At 54.5% G+C, this 26,844-nt stretch carries 23 protein-coding genes; 7 read left to right on the top strand and 16 right to left on the bottom strand.

Annotated features, from left to right (window positions below):
- Nucleotides 1-20 precede the first annotated feature (20 nt).
- Together BT119_RS17570 and BT119_RS17565 are read right to left on the bottom strand one after the other, a co-directional pair.
- Complete coding sequence (locus BT119_RS17570) at nt 21-860, bottom strand: TauD/TfdA dioxygenase family protein (RefSeq protein WP_054081535.1); 840 nt, start codon at nt 858-860, stop codon at nt 21-23.
- Nucleotides 861-941: 81 nt separating this feature from the next.
- Nucleotides 942-2,108 carry a YegJ family protein gene (locus tag BT119_RS17565; protein ID WP_256573025.1) on the bottom strand — a complete coding sequence of 389 codons (1,167 nt, stop codon included), beginning with the start codon at nt 2,106-2,108 and terminating at the stop codon, nt 942-944.
- A gap of 198 nt (nt 2,109-2,306) precedes the next feature.
- On the opposite strand from BT119_RS17565, the gene BT119_RS17560 reads away from it, so the two are divergent.
- From BT119_RS17560 to BT119_RS17550, 3 genes are all read left to right on the top strand, one after another.
- Nucleotides 2,307-2,810, top strand: a complete 504-nt coding sequence (locus tag BT119_RS17560; protein ID WP_025990900.1) for a GNAT family N-acetyltransferase — start codon at nt 2,307-2,309, stop codon at nt 2,808-2,810.
- Nucleotides 2,811-3,099: 289 nt separating this feature from the next.
- On the top strand, nt 3,100-3,681 hold the full coding sequence (locus BT119_RS17555; RefSeq protein ID WP_032609613.1) for an ATP phosphoribosyltransferase regulatory subunit: 582 nt from the start codon (nt 3,100-3,102) through the stop codon (nt 3,679-3,681).
- A gap of 77 nt (nt 3,682-3,758) precedes the next feature.
- Entirely contained in the window at nt 3,759-4,217 is a 459-nt protein-coding gene (locus tag BT119_RS17550; protein WP_072366486.1) for a metallophosphoesterase family protein, read from the top strand.
- A gap of 172 nt (nt 4,218-4,389) precedes the next feature.
- On the opposite strand, the gene BT119_RS17545 is transcribed toward BT119_RS17550, so the two are convergent.
- The 14 genes from BT119_RS17545 to tssA all read right to left on the bottom strand — a co-directional run bounded on the left by BT119_RS17545 (nt 4,390) and on the right by tssA (nt 22,386).
- Nucleotides 4,390-4,848 carry a GNAT family N-acetyltransferase gene (locus BT119_RS17545; protein WP_058397022.1) on the bottom strand — a complete coding sequence of 153 codons (459 nt, stop codon included), beginning with the start codon at nt 4,846-4,848 and terminating at the stop codon, nt 4,390-4,392.
- Nucleotides 4,849-4,893: 45 nt separating this feature from the next.
- On the bottom strand, nt 4,894-8,397 hold the full coding sequence (gene tssM, locus BT119_RS17540; RefSeq protein WP_072366484.1) for a type VI secretion system membrane subunit TssM: 3,504 nt from the start codon (nt 8,395-8,397) through the stop codon (nt 4,894-4,896).
- Between the two features lie 13 nt (nt 8,398-8,410).
- Complete coding sequence (gene icmH / locus BT119_RS17535; RefSeq protein ID WP_054081524.1) at nt 8,411-9,265, bottom strand: type IVB secretion system protein IcmH/DotU; 855 nt, start codon at nt 9,263-9,265, stop codon at nt 8,411-8,413.
- Between the two features lie 14 nt (nt 9,266-9,279).
- Nucleotides 9,280-10,611: a type VI secretion system baseplate subunit TssK gene (gene tssK, locus BT119_RS17530; RefSeq protein WP_072366474.1), complete on the bottom strand. Its 1,332-nt coding sequence runs from the start codon at nt 10,609-10,611 to the stop codon at nt 9,280-9,282.
- A complete protein-coding gene (gene tssJ / locus BT119_RS17525) occupies nt 10,608-11,117 on the bottom strand; it encodes a type VI secretion system lipoprotein TssJ (RefSeq protein WP_054081526.1) in 510 nt (169 codons plus the stop codon). The genes tssK and tssJ overlap by 4 nt, the downstream gene beginning before the upstream one ends.
- The gene (locus BT119_RS17520; RefSeq protein ID WP_054081527.1) at nt 11,114-11,341 is read right to left on the bottom strand and encodes a hypothetical protein; all 228 of its coding nucleotides are present in this window, start codon (nt 11,339-11,341) and stop codon (nt 11,114-11,116) included. The genes tssJ and BT119_RS17520 overlap by 4 nt, the downstream gene beginning before the upstream one ends.
- Nucleotides 11,342-11,388: 47 nt before the next feature.
- Nucleotides 11,389-12,933: a sigma-54 interaction domain-containing protein gene (locus tag BT119_RS17515; RefSeq protein ID WP_080484333.1), complete on the bottom strand. Its 1,545-nt coding sequence runs from the start codon at nt 12,931-12,933 to the stop codon at nt 11,389-11,391.
- The gene (tssH, locus tag BT119_RS17510) at nt 12,920-15,511 is read right to left on the bottom strand and encodes a type VI secretion system ATPase TssH (RefSeq protein ID WP_054081529.1); all 2,592 of its coding nucleotides are present in this window, start codon (nt 15,509-15,511) and stop codon (nt 12,920-12,922) included. Before tssH ends, BT119_RS17515 begins: the two co-directional genes overlap by 14 nt.
- Before the next feature lie 9 nt (nt 15,512-15,520).
- Nucleotides 15,521-16,528, bottom strand: a complete 1,008-nt coding sequence (tssG, locus tag BT119_RS17505; RefSeq protein ID WP_054081530.1) for a type VI secretion system baseplate subunit TssG — start codon at nt 16,526-16,528, stop codon at nt 15,521-15,523.
- Nucleotides 16,492-18,279, bottom strand: a complete 1,788-nt coding sequence (tssF, locus tag BT119_RS17500) for a type VI secretion system baseplate subunit TssF (protein ID WP_054081536.1) — start codon at nt 18,277-18,279, stop codon at nt 16,492-16,494. Before tssF ends, tssG begins: the two co-directional genes overlap by 37 nt.
- Nucleotides 18,280-18,377: 98 nt before the next feature.
- Complete coding sequence (tssE, locus tag BT119_RS17495) at nt 18,378-18,788, bottom strand: type VI secretion system baseplate subunit TssE (protein ID WP_080377370.1); 411 nt, start codon at nt 18,786-18,788, stop codon at nt 18,378-18,380.
- A gap of 11 nt (nt 18,789-18,799) precedes the next feature.
- On the bottom strand, nt 18,800-20,275 hold the full coding sequence (gene tssC, locus BT119_RS17490; protein WP_072366470.1) for a type VI secretion system contractile sheath large subunit: 1,476 nt from the start codon (nt 20,273-20,275) through the stop codon (nt 18,800-18,802).
- A 28-nt stretch (nt 20,276-20,303) separates the two neighbouring features.
- Nucleotides 20,304-20,804: a type VI secretion system contractile sheath small subunit gene (gene tssB / locus BT119_RS17485; protein WP_003434277.1), complete on the bottom strand. Its 501-nt coding sequence runs from the start codon at nt 20,802-20,804 to the stop codon at nt 20,304-20,306.
- Nucleotides 20,805-20,835: 31 nt separating this feature from the next.
- Complete coding sequence (gene tssA / locus BT119_RS17480; RefSeq protein WP_054081538.1) at nt 20,836-22,386, bottom strand: type VI secretion system protein TssA; 1,551 nt, start codon at nt 22,384-22,386, stop codon at nt 20,836-20,838.
- A 600-nt stretch (nt 22,387-22,986) separates the two neighbouring features.
- Between tssA and BT119_RS17475 the strand changes: the two genes are divergently transcribed.
- The 4 genes from BT119_RS17475 to BT119_RS17460 form a co-directional block, all read left to right on the top strand.
- Nucleotides 22,987-23,505, top strand: coding sequence for an Hcp family type VI secretion system effector (locus BT119_RS17475; protein WP_003434281.1), 519 nt, complete (start codon nt 22,987-22,989; stop codon nt 23,503-23,505).
- Nucleotides 23,506-23,573: 68 nt separating this feature from the next.
- Entirely contained in the window at nt 23,574-25,607 is a 2,034-nt protein-coding gene (gene tssI / locus BT119_RS17470) for a type VI secretion system Vgr family protein (protein ID WP_072366468.1), read from the top strand.
- The gene (locus BT119_RS17465) at nt 25,604-26,485 is read left to right on the top strand and encodes a DUF4123 domain-containing protein (protein WP_058397030.1); all 882 of its coding nucleotides are present in this window, start codon (nt 25,604-25,606) and stop codon (nt 26,483-26,485) included. The genes tssI and BT119_RS17465 overlap by 4 nt, the downstream gene beginning before the upstream one ends.
- Nucleotides 26,475-26,844 (top strand): toxin VasX (locus BT119_RS17460; RefSeq protein WP_371857181.1); only part of this gene is annotated, 370 nt, incomplete at its 3' end. The genes BT119_RS17465 and BT119_RS17460, both read left to right, overlap by 11 nt.

The raw sequence follows: 26,844 nt of genomic DNA, 5'->3' as shown, positions 1-26,844 counted from the left end.
CTGCTCTCGCGGTCGGCGCATCAGGCGAAGGGCTCTTCGCCCTGCAACTTGGTACGGTGCATCATTCGCCCGCACTCAGGGTCATAGGCTTCCGCCCGATGCATGGTGCCGGTGTTGTCCCATATCACCAGGTCACCGACCTGCCATACATGGCTGTAACTGAACGCCTCGGACGTGGCCCATTCGCGAAGGCCGACCAGAATCCGCGCACTTTGCGCCAGGCCGACGCCAACGACCTGCTGCGCAGTGCAGCCCAGAATCAGCGACTTGCGCCCGGATCGGTGCTTCCAGACCAGCGGCAACTCCTTCTCGCCGATAGCCTGCATGGCCTCGAGCATCGCAAGGCCAGGCTCTGGATTGTAATAGAGTAACGATGCCCATGGCGCGTGAATTACTCGTAAGCTTTCGTAACGATGTTTATCAGCGCTGGATAACCCCTCGTACGCCGCGTAAGTGTTACAGAACCCCGTGTTGCCTCCCCACGTGGCGGGCACCTTGCAAGACAGCAACGATGCCAGAATGGGTGAATCACTGCTCGTACCGTCGATGTGCCAGTAGAGCGAGCCCTTTAGAAACTCCGCGCCTGCCGGGTTCTCTTTCACATCCAGGCTGATCCTGGTGATGTTCTGCCCATCGCCGGGTTCAGGACAGAACGTACCCAGCGTGCGGGTAAAGGCAATTTGCTCTGCATCGGAGAAATGAATCTGCGGGAACACCAACACCCCTCGCTGCTCCAGCAGCTCCCGGATCTCCCCAGCGAATCGACCCGACAGCAGTTCCTGCTTGCCGTTGAAAATACGCGCGCCGATACCTGGCTTGATGGGCTCCTGTGACAGCTGAACGAGCGAAGTGGCTAACATGGTGCGACCCTCTTCATAAGTGAACACTACGGTACACTTATGAAGAAATGGAAGCAATAGCCTGTTTTCGCTCGGGACGTTTTAAAGGGGATGCAGGTAATTGCCCAAGTGATCGTGCAGGAAGAAAGCGAGCAATACTCCGATAAGCATTGCCAGCAAATCCAGCGCTCTGGCCTTGCCCCATATCGGCGTGCGCTCCCGGAGTCGAAAATACCAGGGACCTGTACAGAGAATAAGACCCTGGCCAAGGAACCAGACAAGGGCAATGAAAAGCCCAGTGCTGAGAAGGCTATCGTTTCTGACAATCAGAGAACCTGTCGACTGACTCAAGGCAGCAAAATAAAGGCCGACCACCCCGATGACCGACATCGTCAGCCCAATGGGCCAGGCTGGAAAACCGCGACGCTGTACGTGCTTTTCAAGGTTCGACCGATCCCCCTCCAACAGCTCGATGGTTCTCGGCCATCCTGCAATACGCGCAAGCGTCAGTACGTCATGGCCGTTGCTGTTGGTCGCCGCAGAATCTGCCCCCATGTACAGAAGCGTAGCGACGAAATTGCAATTACCGGCGAGGGTTTCGCGATGGATCATTTGCCAGCCCGAGTCGTCGTAGTCAGTGGCCAGACCCGGATCACCCCGAAGGCCCTCTTCCACGGCACCCTGTGCGTTCAGTCCCATCGGATGCTCAAGCCGCCCCAGCTCGTTCAAGGCACGTTTATCCGCTGCACTGTCCAGTGCGCGAGAGAAGCAGACCGGTGACTTGCCCTCTGCTGCCGGAACAAGCATAACGGTCCCCGCCTCACCAAAGTCCAACCCCCACGCCTGGTCATGCTCGATGCGCTCGGCCGCAGACATGCCGGACCGCAGGGCATCGATAGTGAAACCGCCGAATACGCGACCGCCAAACACATAGACCCAGTCATTCAAGCGCTCCAGGGAAACCGACACAGGGTCCCCGACATTGATCGAACTCACCCACACAGGCTCATTCATGAGAATGCCCGAGAGGGTCAGGCCGTCGAAATCGATATCCGTGACCCACATGTTCTCAACCGATGGGCTGTCGGGATCGGCTGAGTCAGTCGTGAAGGACACCTTTACCGCAGCCAGGTCCAGCGCTTTCACAATTCGGCGACGCTCCCAGGACATCTCGCGCCAGAAGAATCTGAAGGTGCGCTGCGCACTGGCAACCGCGACACGAAAGTCCTCGCTTTCGCCTTCAACACCGTAAATTTTTTGCTCCGTCATTGGCAGGGTCATTCCTTGTTTGATGAGTGCGAACAGAATGGCGGTGTCGCTGGCACTCATTCAATTCGGTTGTTTTAAATGCATTACTTTTTGAGTCGCGGTGGCGCCGATCTCAATTTTACCCATTGCGGCCAGCATGATCCGCTGCCAAAGTGCCTCGAACGAACGCCTGATATGCAATTCAAGGAAAGAATCAACGTGCACGCCCCTGCCCCGCAAATCCTCATCCAGCGCATGGCCGACATTCACCTCGAAGGTGTCACTGCGCTCTATAACGAGCCTGCGGTGTGCCGTCAGGTGCTGCAAATGCCTTATCAGTCCATTGAAGTCTGGCGCAAACGCCTGGCTGCCAGTACCGAGCGACACGTGAAACTGGTCGCGCTCCATGGAAACGAGGTGATTGGCAGCATTGGCCTGGAGCAGTATTCGCGCAGTCGGCAAAGCCATGTCGGCGCTATCGGCATGGGCGTCGCATCGGCCTGGCAGAGCAAAGGCGTCGGCTCGAAGTTGCTGGCAACCGCACTGGACATCGCAGACAACTGGATGAACTTGCACCGGGTGGAACTGACCGTGTATGTCGACAACGAAGCGGCCCAGGGTCTGTATCGCAAATTCGGTTTCGAAACAGAGGGCCGGCTGCGCAACTACGCGGTGCGCGATGGCCTGTTCGTCGATGCCTTGAGCATGGCGCGGCTCAGATAAACCGTGTCCGTCAACACCGCGACTTGAGCGATGCGTTAAAGCATGCAAGGATCAGCCATGAATCAATTTCCCCAAAGCAACCGACATCACCACCACAGCCCGCTTCAAGGTGCTGCGGTTGCTTGTGCTCATCGATTGGCCAGATATAGATCCACATTCTGACTCATCAGTGAAACCGACCAAGGCGCCCACGGCGCCTTTTTTATTGCCTGAAAAAACTGGAGATCATCCCCCATGACCATGCTACGCGGAACCCGCATCGTGACCGGAACAGAAGCCGCAACCCTGCGTGACACAGAAAACCGTTTCCGGAGCTATCTTCATCGAAGCCGGAGCTGAGGAAGCCATAGTGCCGGCCTTATGGGGCCAGGACACCTTTATCGAAAAAGCCGGCGGCAGCGAAATTATCGGCCAGATGTGGGCCTTCGAGGACAAGGCCGGACGCGCCTGTTGCCTGATACCCGAAGCCACAGCGCTGTTTCAGGAACGCAGCGAAGCGCTGCTTGAGGGGCGACGCGAGGCACTGTTTTTCTACGTGGCACGCTGTTATCGCTACGAGCGGCCACAAGCCGGACGCTACCGCGAATTCACCCAGCTGGGGCTGGAAATCCTCAGCCCTTCACCGCAGCAGGCGTTGCTGCGCAGCCAGGCCATCTGCACCGGTTTTCTGGATTCGCTGGGCCTGGACTATGAACTCAATACCGCCGTGAAACGGGGCCTGAGCTACTACCTGGAAGGCAACGGCTTCGAGGTGCGATGTTCACGCCTGGGCGCGCAGCAGCAAGTAGTTGGCGGCGGCGCCTATCGAGAGGGTGCCGGGTTTGGCATCGGGCTGGAGCGGCTGGTATTGGCGCTTGGGTGTGGCCAATAACGCGCATCCTGTAACTGGCCGTAGAAGCGCAACGCGTTACACTGCGCTTCTACCCTGCCCCCAACCCGAGGCCCCGTATGAAAGTTGGTGTAATTTCCGACACCCACGGACTGCTCCGTCCTGAAGCCATCGCTGCGCTACAGGGCTGCGCACAGATCATCCATGCCGGTGACATCGGCAGCCAGGACATCGTCGAGCAACTGACCGCCATCGCCCCACTGCACATCGTGCGCGGCAACAACGACATGGATGCAGACTGGGCAAAACCCATCGCCGATCACCTGCGCTTCGACATCGACGGCTGGCAGGTCCTGCTGGTCCACGACATCGCCGATGTTCCAGCGTTATTGGATGACAGCGTGAAACTGGTCGTTACCGGCCATTCACACAAACCCCTCATCGACTGGCGCGGCGACACGCTGTATCTGAACCCGGGCAGCGCCGGACGGCGGCGTTTCAAACTGCCGGTGACGCTGGCGGTGATTGAGGTGAGTCCGGATGCGATTGAGCCGAGTCTGGTGCAGTTGGTTGACTGACAAACAGGGCTAACGCTGAGTATTTCTTCAGCAAGAAACCGGAGTTTCGAGCAATGATCATCGTCCCCACGCTCCGCGTGGGAATGCAGTTCGTGACGCTCCGCGTCACCCTGAACGCAAGACTCATCCCCGTGCCGATAAGCGCTCCAAATACCGATACAACACAGGATCTCTAGAGATCCCGCGACATCAGATAGTGCTCCTTGCCCCACGCCTCAATACGCCCCAACACCCGCCAACCGCGCTTGGCGTAAAACCTGTGCTGATCATGGGTATGCAGATACAACGTGGTGATACCGACAGACCTTGCATGACTGCAAATGCCGTCGATCAACTGTCCTGCAACGCCCCGGCCTCGCGCTTCCGGTTTTACCAGAACACACGCCAGCCAAGGCCCCAGATCCGGACGCTCGGCCAGATCGTCGCTGGCCAGCGATGCGCCGCCCAGCAACTCTCCATCCTCCATGGCAATCAGGCACTTCCAATGACCATTTGCCTGTCCTTGAGAAAAGTCCAGTTGCCAGTCAGCGAGTGATTGCGATGCAAACTCGTAATCGAACTGCCGATGTAGCCACAGCGCCATCGTGTCGCTGTGGTGCATGTGGTTGCTAAGCCAGTCCAGGTTGAGCATGCGAGGTCCTTTCAATTAATCAGCGTTCCAGTCCATTCAATGGCATCACAGCTGCGCAGGCATACGAAAATGGCGCAGCGCACTCATATCAAACGGATTGGGTGCCCGCTGGCTCGACAACAGATAGTCGGCGCGCATCCCGCCCACGTCGGCCTTGAGCAGCAGAACATCGCGCCCTTTCAAAGGCTCGGTCTGCATCAGATCCAGAAGGCGGAACAGCGACCAGGGACCGTTGCTCTTCTCAATCCCCAGTGGCCTTCCAACCATCCCTTCCATCACCAGACTCGTACGTCCTTCTTCAGCATCAGCAGGCCATTTGAACAAGGTCGGCACGATGGGACCATGTCGATACTCCAGTGACTGCTCGCCCAGCCGGAACTCTGCGCGGCGAACACCTGGATCGAGCGTATAGGGTTCGAGGGTAAACTGCACCTGCGGTTCTTGGGTGCGATGGGCGAAGAAACTTTTGCGGATTCGATGCACACCCGCCATCTGATCCAGATAGGCACGGCTCATGGGCAGGCTGTAGCCGTCAATGCTGCGCAGTTTGTATCTCCCCGGATCGCCATTGACGAAGGGCTTCAGATAATTATCAAAGAAGCGATCAGCCATCCCCTGCGAGCCGAAGAATTCGCGAAAATCATTAAGCGCCACATCACTGCTGCTGTGTGCATAAAACGGATAGCGCTTGTCGAGAGACTGCTCGTAGAAACTGTAAAGCTCGGCCTTGTAGCGCTGGTTGAGGTATTGATGAGACTGATACAGCACGAAGCTCCAGGTATCCTCCGCGAGCGTATGGAACAACCCGCCCAGAGGCTGCGCCAGGCCGGTCGCCGCGTTGCGCAGGTTGCTCAGTGCATCCCGCTGTCCGGACATTCGTCCCTTTGCCATCTCGTAGGCAGCAAGATCGGGCTGACCGGAGCGTCCCAAAGCAGCCATTTGCATCTGCAATTCATTGATCGCGCTCAATGCGGCAATCAGTTCGGGAGTCGGACCATTATCGCCGTCCAGTAAACGGTGTAAGGGATCAAAGCGGCGCTGCAACGATTTCTTTGCCGTCCCGGGCAGACTGACGGTCACCGTCTGCTGAATCTTATCGCCAATCGCGGCCACCTGAGTGAGTGGCGATGGTCGCGATACAGCCATATCAGCTTCAGCCTTCATCGCGTCAAGACTGTCTGCAAGGACGGGAAAAAGCGTGTTTTCACGTACTTCGATCAGTAATTGCAACAACGGCGAATGGGCTGCCGTCAGCCCGGCCATCTGCACCGCAGCCGCACCTGGCCCCTCGAAGGGTTGCAGCGAAACCCGTCCGATTGCCTCGGCCCAATAATCGGCATAATCCCGGAAATACAGCTTTTCCAGTTCGACCATCAGCACCCGCAGCTGTTGTGCATTGAGCTGCGCACCCTCACCCAGAACCCAATTGTCATGCATGAGTTCGGTCACCAGACCCGTGCCACGAGTGACGAAATATTGCTCATAACCGTGGCGGGTGTAGAGTCCGGGGATTCGGTACTCAGTACCCGCCAACAAACCTGCCTGAGGGCCGACATGGTGAGCCAGACTGTAGTCCGGGAGTGCGCGCGCCCTTTCACGCAGCACTCGATAAACAATGCTGGCAAAGGACTCGTTGCGAAGTACCTGTCGGGCCTGTGCCACCAGCGCGTCGTTTACCGGATAGGCGAAGGTTTGTGCAAGCAAACGCTCGAAATGCTGAGCCAGTTCGTTCTGAGCCTGCTCATGACCGACATAACGGACTGACCAGTCGGTCGCTACCCACGTTTTCAGTGCAGAGGGTTCCCGGTGCTCGTCCTTGACCAGCATCAGGTAGGCACGCAAGCTGTCCAGCAACTGCTCGCGATCCCCCAGGCTAGCCATTATGCGCGCCTCGATCATGTGGGCCACGCGTGGCAGCAACTGCCTCTGCAATTCGGCATGATAGGTGTGCATCAGAACGTCGTTGGCAGGTTTGCCCTGATAAAGGCCACTGCGTTCATACAGAACGACCTCATCGCCATCCGGAAATACTCGGGCTGCCAGATAAAGCGTGTTCAAGCTATCAAGGACCGTCAGCAGATCGTCCTCGGCGCCTAGCGATGATCGTTGTTGCGCCCACTGCTCGCCCAGAACCCGCAGCCTTTCCAGCCTGTCGTGATTGGCATTGAAACCGGTCGCCCACAGCACGCCGAACACAGACAGGCACAACAGCGCCGCGCAACACATACCCCGCTGGCGCCACTGAATCTTTCGGCGTGCTGTTTTATCGAGAACCGCAAGATCAGCCTCAGGGAAAATCACATGTCTTAACAGATCATGAATAAATCGCGCCTTTCCGCTATAGCAGGTCGGTGAGCCGGTATCGCTTTCCCCGTCGGATGGCTGATCGTTCTGAACAACTTGCGGCGCTCGGGTCAGATAAAATCCACGAAACTGGCTGGCCCGCTGATAGCGATTCCCGGAAAATGCCAGCTCGACAAAGACGCTCAGTCGATATGCGATGCCTCGAAGCTGGTTGGGAAACTCAAGCATCTCTCCTCGGCGTCGGCTGTCCCGCTCCTGATGAATGCGGGTAATAACCTGACTGCCAAGGCGCTGCAGCAAGGCATCGAACGCCTTACCGAGAACATCGATATTACTGCCTTGCTCGCCCTGCCGAAACGTAGTGCCCAGGACCTGTTCACTTTCTTCCCGGGAGAGTTGATCGAAAAAGGCGTCGAAGCCCGCTATCGAGTCAGCCTTGGTGAGTACCAGATAAACCGGCACATCGACATGCAACTGATGAAATACGTCGTCCAGGCGGGCACGCACGTCTTCGGCGATTTTTTCCAGGCGCTTGTCTTGCTCGTCAAACAAAGTGTCGACCGGCAGTGTCACCAGCACCCCGCTGAGTGGATGCGCGCGGTGGCGGTTTCGCAACAACTCCAATAACGTGCTCCATGCGCTGCCGTCGACCTCGGGCAGGGGCTGTTGGAGATAGCGCCCGGAAGTGTCCAGCAGAACTGCCTGCTCAGTGAAATACCAGCCACAACTGCTGGTGCTGCGCATATCGTGCGTCAGCCTGCGCCCGCGCCTGTCCAAGGGAAAATCGAGCCCGGAAAAATCCAGCAGACTGGTCTTGCCACTACCCGGCGGGCCGATCACCGCATACCACGGCAGCTCATTTCGGCCCCGAGCGCCTAATACCCCATACAGGTCCGAATCCTTGAGCACGCGCAAGGCATGCTTGAACCGGCCCACAAGCTCCAGGCGCTCTTTCTCCACAGCAACAGCCTTACGCAGAAGCTCTTGACCTTCGTGGCTGTCCTGCGCATGCCTTTTTTGCCAGCCGCTGCGCCAGTTGGAAAATACAACTCCGAGGCCCCAGATCAGCAATAACACGCTGATAGTTGCCAGACGCACAACAGGACTCTCCCAGAACCTGTTATCGGCCATCGCCAGCAGGGGACCGAACATCCAGATACAGGCGGCCAGCGTCAGTATCAACAGCAGCGACCAGAACCAGGTGCTGCCCAATAGCGTCATGAGTTTTTTAAACAAGGTTTTCACTGCATCTCTCATTTCAAGACCGCCGCTCGATGACTACCGCATCCGCTGACTGATAAGGCTTGAGTACCGCCTCACGCTGCTCGCCGAGGACCCAGGCAAATCCGCAATACAGCGCGGTCAGGCTTATAGCGGTGAACAACACAATCAGCCACGCAGGCATAATGCGCAGCCGGTCAGCAGCGCCGGAGCGTGCGCCCTGCCAGTGAGGTGAAAGCGTTCGCGAAACATCGCCTCTTACATGTTTTATCTGCAGATAGAGGTTATGCCGGATATCTTCCAGCTCGTTGCCGTTGCGACGATGAGAGCGGTATTTCCCCTCAAAGCCGAGTGCGAGGCACAGGTACATCAACTCGAGCATCGAGAGATGCCTGAAAGCGTTTGCGGAGAGTTTTTCAAGCAGTTGAAAGAATTTTTCGCCGCCGAAGGTTTCCCTATGAAAACGGCTGAGCAGACTGATCTTCGACCAGTCACTCTGGCTACCCCAAACCGTGTTCAGCACAGCCTCATCCACTACCGTACACAGCACATAGCGCGCAGCCAGCAGGTGCTCGTCTGCTATCGCGTTCCGCCGTGCCCTGGCTTCGAACAGTTTCACCTGGTCGGAAAGCTGTACGTTCAGAAGATGGATATCCCCAACGTCTTTTGCTGTACCCAGCTTGGCCACCTGAGCCAGCAATTCACCTGCTGCAGAAACCAGTGGATTGACGTGGCTACCGACCTGTCTTTCAGATACTCGCCGAGTGCTGTATAGCAACTGCTCCTGCAGACCTTCGAAAAGATCCGAATTGTGGGTGTCGGTGAAATAGCCATTCCCTGACCCGGTATTGTCCCGTTCTAAGGCAGAATGATCTTCGAGGCCGCTTTGCATATCCGCCACCCTGTTCAATTTCTGATCGCCCAGAACTGCAGTTCAAGCCCGGGAAACTCACCTGATACATGGAAAGCGAATCCTCCTGACTGATCGATCCCGGTCTGTTCCCGGTCATCGACATCGAGAATGAAATAGCTCTTGGCAGCATGAAAAGGTATTTGCCGAGGCGCCACAGGCAGTGGTCTTATGCGTAAACCTGGCAAATGCAGGCTCACCAGCTCGCGAATACGTTCTACCGAGCCGACTTTAAGATGCGAAGGCAGTCGCAGACGCAGTTCTTCGGCATCGCAATCTGCGCGGGCAGCAATGATGAATGACGCGTCCCCCAGTAGCTCACGATCCACCCGAGGCGAAACCAGAACACCATATTGCCGGGGCTGTAACTCGAGCTCCTGGGTCTGCTGCTCGAGAACCATCGACAGCATCTGTCGAATCGCAGACATTACGCCTCTGAATGTGCCGCCCTGGTCACTGTGCTGATAAGTACCTTCCAGTCCAGGACGTCTGCTCTCATCGCCAAATGTCGATAACTCACCCAACAGCGATAGCAGTGCACGGTATAGCTCCTCAGGATGGACGCTTCGAATATTGAGATAGTGTTGAAAAACCAATGCATTTCGATTGACCAGTTGCAACATCATCAAATCGCTCGTCTCTGCGCCACGGGTCTGACCGCAAACACCGATACGCTCGGCAATCACGTCCCCACGGTGATTCAGCAGACCCGCCACTTCCCTCAGGCACGACATCACATAGCGGGAGCCACTGGCGCTGATGAAGGCAGGTGAAAATTCGAGGTCCAGCGAAAGCGACTTGTCAGGACTGCAGATCAGAACGTGGCAGACCTTGAGCATGCTGTAGGTATGCTCTCCCTGGGGCTCGCCCATTAACAATCGGAACTCTGGACGCGCGCACAACACAGGCGTGAAACGGTCTTCACCCGCGTTTGAATCGCGGATGCTCGCTGAATAGCTTGTAAACCGTGCTACCACATCCGGCTGTTCGTGACTGCGAGACTCAATGCAGTTGCCCGCCACGATCGGCAGTGCCAGATACACCGAGACGTTTGAAGTAGTGGGAGGAATGTCCAGCGCCAAAGGAGTTTCATGGCCCCGTATATCAAAGACACTGCCATCCGGCAGAATGCCCGAGGCCTGGGCAATGACGATTTGCCCCGCCCCCAGAAATTGCGGATCGATTTCCAAGGCTGTAAAGCCCCAGTTGTAAGCGCCTGCCAACTGAGTACGAAGCCGCAACTGATGGTCGTAGTAACGATCATGATGCTGAAAGTGCTGCGGGCGAAGCAGCATGCCTTCCTGCCAGATAACCTTGTGCTGATTCATAACGGACTTCCTGTGTCAGTTGGGCTGTCTTCCAGTTGAATACCGGAATCACTCAACATGAAAACGGCACTGTTCTGCTGGTTAGGGGCGATCTGAATCACCTGACGCCAGCGGGCTTCGGACAAGTGCCGATAAGCCGCGAGCACAGCGATATAACGACTGCTGTCATCCAGCTTCAGCTTCAACTCAATACTGTCGCCGGGACGAAGCTCAAACTCTTCGCTGGCCACCAGATCATTTCCCAACGCCTGCCCGGTACGTTTATAAAGCGAGAGAAAATCCATACTCTCAAACGTGACGGGACGTCGAAGTTCAAGCAACTTGAAAACAACCGGAGACGGTCTGCCATTCACATCGGGATTCAGTCGGTCATCGGCACTCAGTCTGATATCCAGACGTGTTTGCGTTGAGTACGGCGATAGTGCGGAGCAACCTGAGATCAAAACCAGGAGTACTATCAGTACCTTCTGGAAGCCTCGGGCAACGCAAGCGCTCACGGAGATCATTCCTGAAAATCCTGACGTAGGGCAGCAATCGAAAAGGCATGCGGCGTTGACATCTGTTTTTGAGGAATCGAATCCTGCCGTAATACACCCAGGCGGCCGGTGGGTTCTGGACTGCCCAACGCGCGGTATTGATCATCACTGAACTTGAAATGACCTTTGCACCCCCCGAGGCAAATCAGCGCAACGAATGTGATAGGCACAATGCGCCAACAATGAAAGTTCATTGGAACGTCTCCAGACAGGAAATTAACTAAATGTGATTATTGAATGGCTAGGTACGCCGTCCATGAGCAGCGCCGATCTTCAGATGTGCCAGCCGATAAAGCAGCGTGCGCCGCGACACCCCTAACGTACGCGCTGCAAGGCTCCGGTTACCGCCGCTGTCGCGCAGACTCTCAAGCAGAACGCCACGCTCGAACTGCTCGATGCGTTCACGCAGTGAAAAACCAACCGGATGGCTTGTCGAATCGGCGGCCATGGGAAAGTGTTCCGGTCGCAACTCCCCGTCTTCGCATAACAACACTGCTCGCTCGACGAACCCCTTCAGCTCTCGAACGTTTCCAGGAAAGGCATATCCCGATAACGCACTCAATGCGGTTTCCGACCACTGCACAGGCTCTCGCTGTGAGTTCTGGCAAGCCTTGTCGGAGAAATGCCGGGCCAGTATTTCGATGTCTTCCACGCGATGACGTAGCGGAGGAAGTTCGATGGGGAACTGCGCCAAACGGTAATAGAGGTCTTCTCGAAAGCGCCCTTCGGCGACCAGTGTCGGTAGATGACGATGAGTAGCAGCGATGATTCGCACATCCACGTTGCGAACTTCATTGCCGCCCAGCGGACGAATCTCGCCCTCCTGCAACACCCGCAAAAGCTTTGCTTGTAATTGCAGCGGCATATCGCCAATTTCGTCTAGTACCAGCGTGCCGCCATCAGCTTCGTCAAACAGGCCACGCCGATCACGGTCAGCGCCGGTAAACGCGCCTTTGCGATAACCAAAGAGTTCGCTTTCCAAAAGAGCTTCTGGAAAGGCAGCGCAATTCTGTACAACGAGCGCCTTGGAGCGACGAGGTCCGTGCTCGTGAATGGCACGAGACACTATCTCCTTGCCTGTCCCGGTCTCACCCGTCAGCAACACTGTGCAGGTGCTGTCGAGAATCTTGCTCAGAAGATGGGTGGTTCTTTCCAGGGCTGCGCTACGCCCCATGAGTCCAAAACGCCCTTCCGGTGAGATGCACCTGCGCGGATTAAGCTTCGCGCACACAGACCTGGGTGATGACTGCAGAACGGATAATCGGGAAATCACGAACGTTCCCAGCGCGCCTAGCGATTCTGCGTAGCATTCCAATTCTTCAGAGCGCCTGCTCGCACATATCAAGACCCCGACGGCTATCCGCTCATGATTGTGCAGCGGGACGCACAGCAGTGACGTCCACTCTTGCGCCCCTACCGGTAGGAAGCTGGTCCTGTGAAGACTGCTGCTGATTTCCGGCACGCTGACAACCCGGTTCTGAAGCAGAGAGAACTGCAGTAAAGGCTCGTCCCGGTAGTCTTTAAATGAAGTCGTTTTCTGATCAGGCTGAATGACACTGTCAACGACTTCAGCAACAAGGCAGAGGTGTTTGTGACGCGCATCGAGTAGAAACAACTGGCTTGCCTGACAGTCGCTGAGCTCCGCAGCAGAGAGTGCAAAATCATGCTGCAGCGACTGGCTATCGGCTGACCGGGAGAGAGCCGAGTACTGCGAAACCAATGTTTGGGCATAGCCTGATGGGTCGTGTAGCAAATGAAAGGACGAGGCCACCTTATTCGAACTCACAGACAACACCACCTGAGCTGTCGAGTGTTGCGTGAACCCTGACGACCCTGTCACCACGGCTCATGGCGTCGAGTAAACGGTCTGCTATCAAGGGGGTCAGACTGGACTCCAGTAACTGATCGATCAGCCGGGCGCCGCTGCCGTCTTGCGTACACTGTTCAAGCAGATGACAAACCAGATCATGCGAATAACTGAAGGTCAGACCACGGGATTCAAGTCTCTCGCCAAGACGAATCAGCTTTAGTTCGACCAGTTCACGCAGCGCAGCCCCCATGATCGGGTAATAAGGCACAACCCGCATTCTGGCCAGCAATGCCGGTTTGAAATGCGCGCTCAGTATCGGTTTCAGCCGGGTTTTCAGCTCTGTGACATCAGGTCGTCTGCCTTCGTGGCAACTTGCGTGGATCAGATCGGCACCCAGGTTGGAGGTCATCAGAATGAGTGTGTTACGGAAATCGATTTCCCGGCCCTCTCCATCGTTGGCCGTGCCTTTATCGAAAATCTGATAGAACAGATTAAGTACATCCGGATCAGCCTTCTCCACCTCATCAAGGAGAATGATCGAATAGGGTTTACATCGAACGGCATCGGTCAACATACCCCCTTCGCCATAACCGATGTAGCCCGGAGGGGCACCGATCAATCGGGAAACGGTATGCTTCTCCTGAAATTCGGACATGTTGATAGTCGTGAGAAAACGTTCGCCGCCATACAACAGATCAGCCAGAGCAATGGCTGTTTCCGTCTTGCCCACTCCGCTGGGTCCAACCAGAAGAAATACACCTGTCGGGGCGCCGGGTGCATTCAACCCCGCAGCCGATGCACGGACAGCCTTTTCAATGGTCAGCATCGCCTGCTCCTGACCACGGATGCGCATGCGCAGTTCTGAGGAAAAGCTGTTGATTGCCGGGCTGTGCTCCTGAGCAAGGCGCGATACGGGAATACCGGTCCAGCCACCCACTACTTCAGCTATCAGCCTGGGGCATACCTCAAAGCTCACGAGACGGTCGCTCATCTGAATATCGATCAGGGTCCGTCGAACCTGGGTCAACTCGGACTCAAGCGAACGTATGGACTCACTCTCACCCGCATCAGCCGACAGTGCTGTTCGTTCAGCCAGTTGCTTGCGCAGTTCCAGCAGACGCTCGACGGCTGCCCGTTGATCAGTCCATCTGAACTCCAGTGCTGCAGCCTCGCTCCGCATCAATGACAGATTGGAAGTCAGCGTATCCACTGCCTTGTCATCAACCGACATCCCGGCATTGGCATCACGCCGTATTGCCTCGAAATGCCTCTGCTGACGTGCCATCTCGCTTCGTAGATGTTCTAGACGCTCAGGTACGGCGATCAGACCGATTCGTGCGCGAGCGCAAGCTGTATCAAGCAGATCGATTGCCTTGTCCGGCAGCTGGCGCCCGGTGAGATAGCGCGCCGAAAGCCTGGCGGCCGCAACTACGGCATCATCGCGCAGATGCACACCGTGAGTACGTTCATATAGCGGAGCAAGCCCGCGCAGAATGGTGATGGCCTGCTCGACTGTCGGCTCCGGCACCCGGACCGGTTGAAAGCGACGTGCGAGCGCCGGATCCTTTTCAAAATATTGTCTGTACTCGGCCCACGTCGTCGCTGCAATGGTCCGCAATTCTCCGCGTGCCAACGCCGGCTTCAACAGATTGGCCGCGTCCGAACCACCCGCCTGCGCACCGTCGCCGATGAGTGTGTGGGCTTCATCGATGAAAAGAATAACTGGCCTGGACGAGGATTTGACCTCGTCAATCACGCCCTTCAAGCGACGCTCAAACTCGCCCTTGATACTGGCACCCGCCTGGAGCAGCCCCATATCCAGAGACAGTAATTCAACGTTTTCCAATAGATCGGGGACTTCACCGTGAACGATCTTAAGCGCCAGCCCTTCGACAACCGCAGTCTTGCCGACACCCGCCTCGCCCACCACTATGGGGTTGTTCTTGCGTCGACGAGACAGGATATCGATCATCTGACGCAGACAGTCATCACGGCACAGCACGGGATCAAGCAACCCATCCCTGGCCTGCTGCGTCAGATTATGAGTGAAGCGTTCGAGCAGCGAGTCACATTGCCTCACTGACGGTTTTGTTACGTCCGGCACTTGTTCGGCAAGGGCGTAATCACGAAAGCGCTCAATGTTGATCTTCGCCAATAATGGCTGGTATGGTCGTTCGGCATAGCGCAAAGGGTTACGCAACAAGGCAAGAATCAACGCAGCCTGATCAATCAGGCTTTGGCCCAGATCCAGATTGGCAATCAACAGCGCGTCCTGAAGCCATTGAACAAGTTCGGCAGAAAATGCCGGGCTCCGGGTAGCACTGTGTTCGATTGGCGGATGAAGAAAGCCTCCAAGTTCGTCGGCCCCAACCTCAGCGTCTACGAGCGCACGGGATAGCATTCCCTCAGGTCGTTCCAGCAGGGCAAGCAACAGGTCTTCGACCAGGATTTTACTACTGCCTCTCGAAACGCAGCGTTCGGCGCTTGCCTCCAGTTCTCCGCGTGTAGGCGCATCGAGGGCATTGACGAGTTGCTGCAAATCTACATCGATCATGAGTCGTCCTTAATGTATCGGTCTGTTGAGCGTGACCAGACCCTGCGCACGCTCGCGCCCGAGCCAGGTGGTCCAGCCCAGGTGACAGGTGTTCGACTGGCCAATGCGCAGTTCTCTGATGTCTTCATGGCACAGCTCAAGACAGACGTCGTAGTCCAGCGGGTCGCGCAACGTGAATCGCACAAGGGCGCCCAACGGACGGTAGCCAGAACCGACGGGTAAAAATTCGTGGAAACGTTCCCAGTCGAGCTGTTTCACATGGACGCGGAACTTGCCACTCCGGTCAGGCACCCGGCTACCCAGCACCGCAGTGCGCCCCAATCGGTGGTTGGTTTTTCCAAGGCAATTAAGCTGAGAGCAGCTGATCTCGACGGTTCGCTCAACACACTGCTCGATAAACAACTGTGCGTGCTTGAAGTAATAACGAAGCACAGACTCGATCAAGGCGGCCGAATGAGCGCGCAGGCTCAAAAGTCCTAGGTAGGGCAATAGCCGTTTCCAGTTCAATTCGGGAGTTTCGCGAATGCGCTGCCCGTGCAGGCCGATCAGTGCGAACAGCTGTTCGGAAAACGAATCTGTCGCGCCACGGGTAAACATGGCGTGATAGCGATACTTGCGCCATACGGGGAGCATTAACATCTGCAATCGACGATTAAAGATATCCAGAAAATCGCGAGTCACATTAGGCTTATCCCGCTCACCCAAGGCTTGTTCAGCATAAAAAGCGGGTAACGGTGAGCCGGAGCCGACCAGGCTCATCACATTGAGATCAAGTCGTACGTGCAACTGACCCTGCTCGTAAAAAAGCTCCATGCATTCAATATCACTGCCAGGAAATCCAAGACCCGGATTTGCCCGCAACTCGAGAAAATCATGAACGCGGCGCTCATCCGTACCTGGATGAATTTCAAGTAAAGTATTGAGAATCAGCGGTATCGCCTGATAAACAGAGTACCGCCGTATGTCCTGACTCAGATTGGCTAAAGCAGCGGTTGCATGCCCATGCGCGGTGCCCATTCGTATCCTCCACCTTGTGTGCTCTTTACATGCAGTTCGTGAAAGGAATTCAGGCTCGCATAGAGCGCAAAGAATTCGTTTAGGACGGAGGCGAACAAGAACAAACTGCCCTCTCCTGCAAAGCCGTCAGGTTCGACGGTCAACTCCGTCCTGACTCCCCTTACAGGCAGCCCGTCATGCAGGCAGTCGATATGTTGGTGACGAATGGACTTCAACCCGCCCAAGAGATGCTTGCTGACTTTCTCTGCCTGCGAATCGTAATACCGAGGCAAATCGTACGTTTCGAGAATCACTTTCAGTGCTTCGATATTTTCGAGCGACAAGTAGTTGAGCGACATGTTGCTGATCACACGCCAGAAAAAATCCCCGTCCATGGGTGGCGCAAATGTTTTTGTGGCAGGCGATATATTTCTGAAGCGCAAAAAGTCAGGGGTGCCTTCACATGGTTTACAGAGGCCTCCTGCCTTGATTTGCGACGGGAGGTCACCGTTAGTGCATGTCATCTCAATGGACATTGTCTCGTCAGTTCGCCCAGCTCGAAGACCGAAGCTTAAAAATGTATCGAGCCCTTTGTGCTGTATGGAAGTACGATGCCTCACGCTGTAGTAAGGCGAGTTACTATCCACATCGACCGCAGCGTCGTGTTCAAACGATTCAAAGGGTACGTAATTCTGATAGCCCAGCCCTCCAGGCTGCCAGCCAACAACCTTATCGACCGAGTACACACCACAACCGCCGTGTGCGTAATGCGCAGGAATGAGCAGATATTCGTCCTGCCGGGCATCCGCAAGAATGGGCAAGGCATCCTGTTTGAACAGGTTCACGACCGGCGTGCAGTAAAGCTTGATGTTTTCGAGGGTAGGGCGAAGGGGTTGCATGTCCTTCCCTTGCACATCAAAAACAAGCTGTAGCCCGCACGCGCGCTTCAGCAAATCGTCAGTCAATGAGTGAATGACATCTAAACCGAGAACATCGACAAAAAGAAACTTCTCAGGAAAAAAGAAATACTCTTGCAGGTAGCGATAGCCCCGAAAGGTATTTAGTGGGTAGGGAATCAACGACTCCTCTTCAGCGAAGCCTACAGGTTTCACGTGTTCCACAGGAATGATCAGTTCGATCGCTTTGCCTGAGGAGGTCAGTAACGGGTCGCCCGTCGCATCAAGAGGCAATAATGTGATGCCCTTGAGCTTCTGCATCATCGCGAAGTAAATGGCTTGGCTGATGCGACGCTCACCCGCCAGATGCAAACGCAACTGACTGAACTTTACCTCGCCTAAATGGCTGTCTCCATTCATCGCCAGACACAGCTTCAGCGTTGTCCCGCCCCCGCTTGACGAACAATAGAGGTGAGTCAGTTTCAACGGCAATACCTGAGTGGCAAAGCAGGTACGGAAATGGCACACCTGGTCATTCACTGGTTCGCTTTCTACAGGTGTTGCTCGCTCCACCACGAAACCCGGGCCGGAGCCGTCCAGAGCGTCAAACTGAAGCATGCTCACCGAGGGCAGAGGTCGAAGGTAATTGGGCCATAACAACTGCATGAGGGAGTGGGTCAGCTCAGGTAAGTCTTCATCCAGTTTTTGACGCAAACGGCCCGTCAGGAAAGCAACTCCCTCAAGTAAACGTTCTACGTCCGGGTCCTGGCCCGCCTGCCCTAAAAAAGGAGCCAACGCCGGATTACGCTCGGAAAACCGACGTCCAGACTCTCGAAGAGCCGTCAATTCTTCTTGATAATAGTGGTTAAATGACACCGTTCTTTCTACCTGGCCGGTCGTAAATCGATAATGAAAAATCTGGGTGTAAAACCGATAGATAATCGGCGCACCGCTTCGCGAGGGGAAAAACTTACTCAAACAATGCTTATTTTACCGTCGCCACCGAGCAGTGCAGAAAATCGAACAGACTTCTTTACACCAGCAATGTCCAGAGCCGCACCGATCGAGAATGTTCGCCTCAGCAGACAACTCTCGTGTTTTTCCACCGTTACGTGAACATCGAATAATCGTGGTTCATATGTACGAATCATCTTTTCGATGATCATGCGAGAGTACCTCAGCGTATCGTCAAGGCTGAGACCTCTATTGTTCAAGTCAGGCAAACCATAATCAGGCAACATCTTTACGCTACCGGCTCGCGTACCCAGCATCTTGGTCAGATGAGCCGATATCAACATCATTAACTGCTCTTCCCTGTCAAAAGACTGTTGTTTCAAGGTGTCACCTGCCAGGCGTTGAAAGAGGCTACCTTTTGGATTCATCATCAATCGATGATCTACTCTTTATCCATTTTGCCGACCAGCGACAGCGTAAAGTCAGCACCCATGTATTTAAAATGAGGACGAACATTTAGACTGACCCGGTACCAGCCGGGATCACCTTCAACATCACTGACAATGACCTGTGCCGCGCGCAGCGGTCGTCTGCCACGCACCTCTGAACTCGGATTCTCCTGATCGGCAACGTACTGACGTATCCATTTGTTAAGCTGACTCTCCAGGTCCGCTCGTTCTTTCCAGGAACCTATCTGCTCTCTCTGCAGCACCTTGAGGTAGTGCGCGAGGCGATTGACGATCATCATGTAGGGCAGTTGAGTGCCTAGCTTGTAATTAAGCTCGGCTATTTTCCCCTCTGGATTGTTGCCAAAAAACTTGGGCTTCTGTACTGAGCTGGCAGAAAAGAACGCCGCATTGTCACTGCCCTTGCGCATGGTCAATGCGATAAAGCCCTCTTCCGCCAGCTCGTATTCACGGCGGTCAGACACCAGTACCTCAGTCGGAATCTTGGTCTCGATTTCACCCATGCTGTGGAAGTGGTGCAAAGGCAGGTCATCAACAGCACCGCCGCTCAAAGGACCAATGATGTTGGGGCACCACCGAAATCTGGCGAAGCTGTCTGTCAGCTTGGTAGCAAATGCATAGGCCGTATTGCCCCACAGATAGTGCTCGTGGTCGTTCGAGACGTTTTCCTCATAGGCAAACGTCTTCACCGGATTTTCCTTAGGCTCGTAGGGGCTGCGTAAAAGAAAACGCGGTACTGTCAGTGCGAAATAACGGGCGTCTTCCCGCTGCCGAAAGCTTTGCCATTTGGCGAACTGCGGCCCTTCGAAGTGATCTTTCAGATCCTTTAGATCGGGCAGACCGGTGAACTGCTCAAGCCCGAAGAAATTCGGGCCTGCAGCCGCAATAAAAGGTGCATGCGCCATGCAGGCAACGCTTGAAACGTACTGCATGGTCTTCACATCGGGAGCGCTTGGCGAGAAGAAATAATTGGCAATGATCGCGCCCACGGGATTACCGCCGAACTGACCATATTCAGCGGTATACACATGTTTGTAGAGTCCCGACTGCACCACTTCAGGTGAGTCTTCAAAATCGTCCAGAAGATCTTGCTTGGAAATACTTAACAACTCGATTTTTATATTTTCGCGAAAATCGGTTCTATCAATCAGTAACTGTAGCCCGCGCCATGATGCTTCCAACGCCTGAAACTCTGCATGATGGCTGATCTCGTCCATCTGGCGACTCAGCTTGACGTCAATCTCGGTAATCATTCGATCAACCAGCGCTTTCTTGACCGGCTCGTTGTTATTACGCGGTTTCAGCAGTTCTTCAATAAATGCAGCCACCCCTCGTTTGGCAATACCATAGGCGTCGTCACAAGGCTCTAATCGGGTATGCGCAATAATCTGGTCGAGAATTCCAAGGTGAAGTTCACTTGCATCGCGCTGCGGTATGGCTTTTGTGTTCATATCTTAATTCCTGACAATGGGTCCGATGTTACTGTTGCGCGGCGACATCCAGGCCAAGCTCATCCAGCACGGTCTTACGCGATGTTTCATCCGTAATGACCTGCTCGATGGCCTTACGAAAAGAAGGCATGTTCCCCAACGGCCCCTTGAGCGCCATGAGGGCGTTGCGCAGCTCCATCAACTTTTTAAGCTCAGGAATCTGTTCGACGAGACTGGCAGGGTTGAAGTCTTTCATTGAAGAGACCTTGATGCTGACAGTCAGCTCGTCAGCCCCGCTGTCAGCCTGCAAGCGGTCAGGTACATTCAGTACCAGCTCAAGCTCCTGCTTCGCCAACACATCATCGAAATTGTTCTTGTCGATACTGATTGATTTACGGTCCTCAAGCTTTCGCTCGTCCGCGCGCTGTATGAAATCGCCAAGAACCAGCAACTTAAGTGGCAGTTCTATTTCTTCCTGCGCACCACCAACAGCAGGCTTGAACGTCACGTTGATCCGCTCTTTGGGCGCTACAGAGCCTTCTCTGGCCATTCCATTTCCCCTCAATTTATTAAACTGTACGTTAGCCATCAATAAATCTTTCAAGGTCGTGATGACATAACCTCTGGTAAATCACTTCTTTGCGCGCCGCGGCCTTGTCGTTCAGCGCCATTCGCTCATAACAGCTATATAACAACCGAGACACCTCGAGGAATATCGTGGGTTCCCATGCCGGGAGGCTTGCCGATTGAAGCTCCTGATCAAGATACTCAAGTTGAACCTTCGCCAACTCGTATTTTTTTGCATCGATACAGAGACGTGCGATGTACAGCTTGCAGAAAAATCGCTCTCGCCCGCCTTCCATACCGTTCAAGTGATCATTCACTAATTGCACAGCGGCTTTAAGCCCTTTTGTCTGCAAAACCGGCAGTGCGTCGTGGTACAGCGAATTTCGTTCTGAAGTGTCATGCTGACTTTCGCTGCCAGATGCATTTCCGACATGGACCTCGGTAGGCAGGATATAAGCGGCGATCCACTGTAATGTCTCCGTGTCTGCAAACGGCACACCGTCGTGAAAGCGAAGTTCAATAAGGTCTGGAATGCGCTTTAAAAGCAGAGCAAACTGAGCTTCTACTTCGCGCATTGCCGCTTCGCCCCCCAGGGCTTTCAGACAGTTCCAGACCATTCGCTGACCATCAAACCAAAAAGGCGACCCTGCAAGACTTGCCTCAACATCTACAATAAGGTCTGCGTAAAGACCCTGTTCGAATCGCTCTTGGTAATTGCTCAATTTGTCAACGGGCAACCTCCTTAACGGGGTTATTTTTTCACTGTTTCTTTCAGGAAGACTGTCCACTGCATACCAGGTCTGCGAGCGACCCAGGCGGAACGCTCGCGGGTCTGTAGTTTTTTGCTTAAGCCACCATCTACAAAGGCTGCGTACCGAGTGCTCTTGCACACTTAACGTCCGCTGGGCGTCTTTCTCGTTGTCGATGTAAGAGTCACTTGAAAATAACTGGACCGCAGCCTGCTTGACACGCTCCACCACCTTGACAGGCTCTTTCTCAACTTGCTCAGCGCGCTGAATCATACAGGCGAGCCGTCTTCTCAACGGCAGCAGCAACGGAGCATCACTTCCCAGATACAGATTAAATATCTCATCCAGGCCATCAAGCTGTCTGAGCAGTTGCTGGAATTCAAGAAGCTGGTGAGTAATGGAAATATCTTCTCCCAGCGCATTGTCGAGTTTTAGCAAGAGCCATTGCATGGCCGCTGAACGTGTTCGTAATTTTTGGGGATGAAATAGCAGCCAATGCTCTTTGCACAAATAATGAATCAATCCCAGCCCCGCAGATAATCCGCTAACAGACTCGCATTCATATAGAGCCCACGCCAGCCAGCTGGCGACGCGCAAGTCTTTAGACTGGTTTGAAAGAATATGTTCGCAGCCCTCTCTGATCCGCAGCCAGTCTACATTCACTTCCCCGAAAATGGCCTGTGCACCGCCCAACTCACGCTCCAAGGCTTCAAACGCCGTAGAAAAACGGATGTCTTCGCCTGCATAATCACCCATTGCGACAGGATGCCGGCCCAGATCCAGATATCGAATAGAGAGTTTGTCTTTATTGGCCACTGCCCATATTCCCACACGGCGCGCATTTCATTGTTGACGATTTTTCCAACCACTCATAAAGCCAGACAGACCTTATCGCCATGAAAACCAGCAAGCAAGGCGACACTTGGAAAATATTAAACTTTCGGAAAATTCTTACAAACAAACGAAGAAAATATGTAGGAAAGCATATAATTTATGTACCAAAATATTTAACAACCTAACTATCTATTGACCAAATACGCTGTTGCGTGCCCATCAGAACCCACAGATGTATTTTGCTTAAAACTTAACCACGAGAGGCCACTAAACGGCCAGCCATCTTGCCAACAGCACTGAAAAAATCCATGACCTCCCATACAACAAGGCCAAATATAAAATATGGATATTTTTGGATAGAGTCCTGGAAAGCTGCGCAAAAAAATGAAAATAGCGCGCAAAAACTTGCACAAATTACTCGAAAAAACTCACAACGAGCAGCACCCTCATATCCGTTCAAACGGCCAAACCAGCTGACAATACTGACTTAAGAGATACCTGGCACGTAACTTGTTATAGCGATGCTTCGACCTCCAAGCCGATTTGCTTGTGAGGCGCCACCGACTGTAAGGAAGGACGTTAATGCCTACACCCGCCTATATGACTGTCATAGACGCCAATCAGAAAATATTGACAGCAGGAGCTTTCACAACAGACTCTGTCGGCAACGTCTATCAGGAAGGCCATGAAGATGAAGCAATAATCCAGGCATTCAGCCATAACATTATTACACCCTGTGATCCTCAGTCAGGGCAGCCTACTGGCCAACGCATTCATGGTCCTGCGTGTGTCACGAAAATTTTCGACAAGACCTCGCCATTGCTTCTGGAGGCTCTTTGCTCAGGCTCAACACTAAGCAAAGTCGAAATCAAGTGGTACCGGACGTCTATCGATGGCAAGCAGGAACACTATTACACCACCACCCTGGAGGATGCGGTCATCGTCAACATCAGGTCCTACATGCACAACTGCCAGGATCCGAAGAACTCGCACTTTGGACACCTGGAGGACGTTCAATTCAGCTATCGCAAAATAACCTGGGACCACGTAAAGGCCACTACTACCGGGTCTGATGACTGGAGAAGTCCTAAGTCGGCATAACTACGCTGCCCCGGCGGTTCGACAGGATCGTCGGGGTTTTCATAAACCGGCTAGGCACGGTGGTCCATATGACGCTTAACCCCACTGATCGACCTTATTTCAGCCTGATCATCGACGGCCCTGAGCATGATTTTCAAATCCTTTCATTTACCGGCCATGAAGCTATCAATCAGCCCTTCTGTTTCAAGCTTGAGCTGGTCAGCGAGCGCGCATCGCTGAATCTCGAAAGCCTGCTGAATTGCCCCGCATTTCTGCAGTACACATCAAGGGGCAACGGCATTCATGGAGTGATCGATCAGGTTTCCCAAGGCGATTCCGGCAGGCGTCTTACGCACTACTCAGTCACCTTGCGACCGAATCTGGCAAGGCTCAGGCATCGTACCAATCAGCGTATTTTTCAGAATCGAACAGTAAAGGAGATTATTGAGCAGGTATTGAAAGAACATCACCTGATGGGCGATGCCTACAGCTTCCAGCTCGGTACGACTTACGCGGAGCGCGAATACTGCGTGCAGTATGGCGAGTCCGACCTGCACTTCATCCAGCGGCTTTGCGAAGAGGAAGGCCTGCACTACCACTTCAAACACAGCCACACAGCACATCAACTGGTATTTGGTGATGACCAGACCGTATTTCCGAAACTAAACCCGGTTATCTATAAGCCGGACAGTGGCCTGGTACCGGCTAAGTCGGTCATCAAGCGCTTCAGGTTGCGCCTGGAAATACGCACAAACAGCGTTACTCATCGCGATTATCACTTTGAAAAACCACTTCTGAAAATGGAAGGCGCGGCATATGACGACGCCCGGCCGGAGCTGGAGCACTACGAATACCCGGGCGGCTTCATTCATCGGGATCGAGGAGCGCATCTGGCGAGCCGCGCACTTGAGCGCCATCGCCAGGATTACCGACTGGGCGATGGCCAAAGTGATCAACCCACCTTGGTCAGCGGCCATTTTCTACCTTTGCGCGAGCACCCCAACGAGGAATGGAACGACCTCTGGCTGTTGACCGAAGTCCGTCATGAGGGCCGCCAGCCGCAGGGGCTTGAGGAGTCTGCCCATGCATTACAGAACAAGGGGGACTTTCATCAGGGATATCGCAATACCTTTCTCGCTACACCGTGGCAAGCCTCGTATCGCCCTCCCCGGCATCATCCCAAGCCAAGAATATTCGGCAGCCAGACCGCTGTGGTCACCGGCCCGAAAGATCAGGAAATACACTGCGACCGGCACGGTCGGGTCAAAGTGCAGTTTCATTGGGATCGCGAGGGTCAGGCCAATGATCACAGCAGCTGCTGGATACGGGTTTCGTCCGGTTGGGCCGGTCATCACTACGGCAGCATGGTTATCCCGCGGATCGGTATGGAAGTACTGGTGACGTTCCTTGACGGCGACCCTGACCGTCCATTGGTCAGCGGCTGCCTGTACCACGCAGAGCACGTCCCGCCCTACGACCTGCCAGCACATCAGACGCGCAGTGTATTCAAGACCCTGAGCAGCCCCGGAGGCAATGGTTCCAACGAACTGCGTATTGAAGACCGTGCAGGCCAGGAGCAGATCTACATTCATGCCCAGCGCGACTGGGAGCAGAACATTGAGCATGAGCAGAAAATCCGGGTCGGTCATCATCGGCATGAGCGGATCGAAGGCAACAGCTACAGGGAGCTCAAGGCCGAGGAACATCAGACTGTGGATGGCGACCGGCTGACCGAGGTAAAAGCGAGCGATCACGTCACGGTTGGCGGAACCCGGCATATCAGAGTGGGTGATGGATTACTGGCCCACGCCGGACAGGAAATCCATCTCAAAGCCGGTAACAAACTGATCATCGAAGCGGGGCTGGAAATCACGCTCAATGCAGGCGGCTCCTTTATCAAGATCGATGCCAGTGGTGTGACCGCGACCGGGCCTCAGATAAAGCTCAATTCGGGGGGCAGCCCCGGAAACGGCTCTGGAGCCACCCCTCTACTTCCAGGTAATGCAGAGCGACCAGAAGCTGGCGAATCAGGTGACATGCTGATCTCCGCACAGCGACAGGCAATGATACGCAGCCCACTTTGTAGCCAATGCTCGCAAGCAACCGAAGAAAGAAAAAAATGAATCAAGCCAATTATCTGTTGATTGACGGATTGCTGAGACCTGACGCCGTAAAGCAGCTATACCAGTGCGACGAGCCTATCGAGATCGCTCCGCTTTATCTCGGCACACGGTGGGCGGAGATCATGGATTTAGGCCCGGTACTTGTGCGCACGGCTCATCCCTCCGAACTCATTGCGCAGTGGCATCGACATCCTGAACAGCGTATCGACGCCTGCATTTTTTTCAGCAATGCGCCCTTGAAAATCGTCTCTGAACATTTGCAGCGTTTCCTGAATCCCTTTGATTATCTCGGTCATTCAAGCCTGCTGCGCTTCGCAGATCCGCTGGTGATGCACTACTGGCTATCGAGCTATGACCCTGAACATTTGAACTCGACGCTAGGCCCCATCGATCAACTCTGGGTTCAGTCACCCCTGCGCAGCTGGCAACAAAACCTCGATCCAGCGATCACGACATTTGTTAACGAACGTGCGCAAAAAGTCTCTCGGGCGCCTTTTTCTCTGGTGAGCGAACGTCAGTTGCAAGCCTTCGAAAGCTGCTATCGATGGCTCTTCGAGGAGCGCCTTTATGAATGGGTCAAAAAGCAGGATTCGCTGGCCTTTCTGGACCAGAGCGACGATCAGATCGAAATCTGGCTGAAGCGTGCTGTTGACAGCGCAATTGAATGGGGGCTGGTCAGCGAGTACGCACTGGCGACATGGGCCGACATCTGCCACGACTGGGGTCTTGGCTTTACGAGCTCGCCACAGGGCCACTACCAATCCTGGTGTGCTCAATACACCGAGCAACAGCGCTTGCCCCCGGAGCTCCGCGTAACCGTACTCGATGAATACCGTCAGAAAGTTCGTATAGACAGGGATGCAACGCATGACCGATAAATCCGGCACCCATACTCAACGACGTGCTGCAACGTTCGCCAAAACTCCCGCCACGGCCACCAGCCTGTGTCCCTTCCGCGGACCTGACGTCGCCATCGTGCCCGTGCGCTATGCGCTGGATCGCTCCCGCTACGATACCGCTCCCCAGAAGCTGAAACCGCTACTCAAGGGCAGCCGCTGGGCGGTGATGCCGAAGCTGAAAACACGCAGCTATACCCTTCGCCAGCTGTATGACGGTTACGTATATGTCTATGACGAGACTGCCGAAACGTTGCACGAGTACGCGGTGTCAGCCGCCACCGGCAACCTGAGCCGTATTGTGTGGGCCGATACGCAGCTTGGCAGTGACCGGCGAAGCG

The organism is Pseudomonas sp. NFACC10-1 (genome assembly GCF_900119195.1).
In the GTDB taxonomy this organism is placed as follows: Bacteria; Pseudomonadota; Gammaproteobacteria; order Pseudomonadales; family Pseudomonadaceae; genus Aquipseudomonas; species Aquipseudomonas cerasi.
Note: the sequence above shows the minus strand (reverse complement) of the source record. Positions and strands in the feature narration are given on the sequence as shown.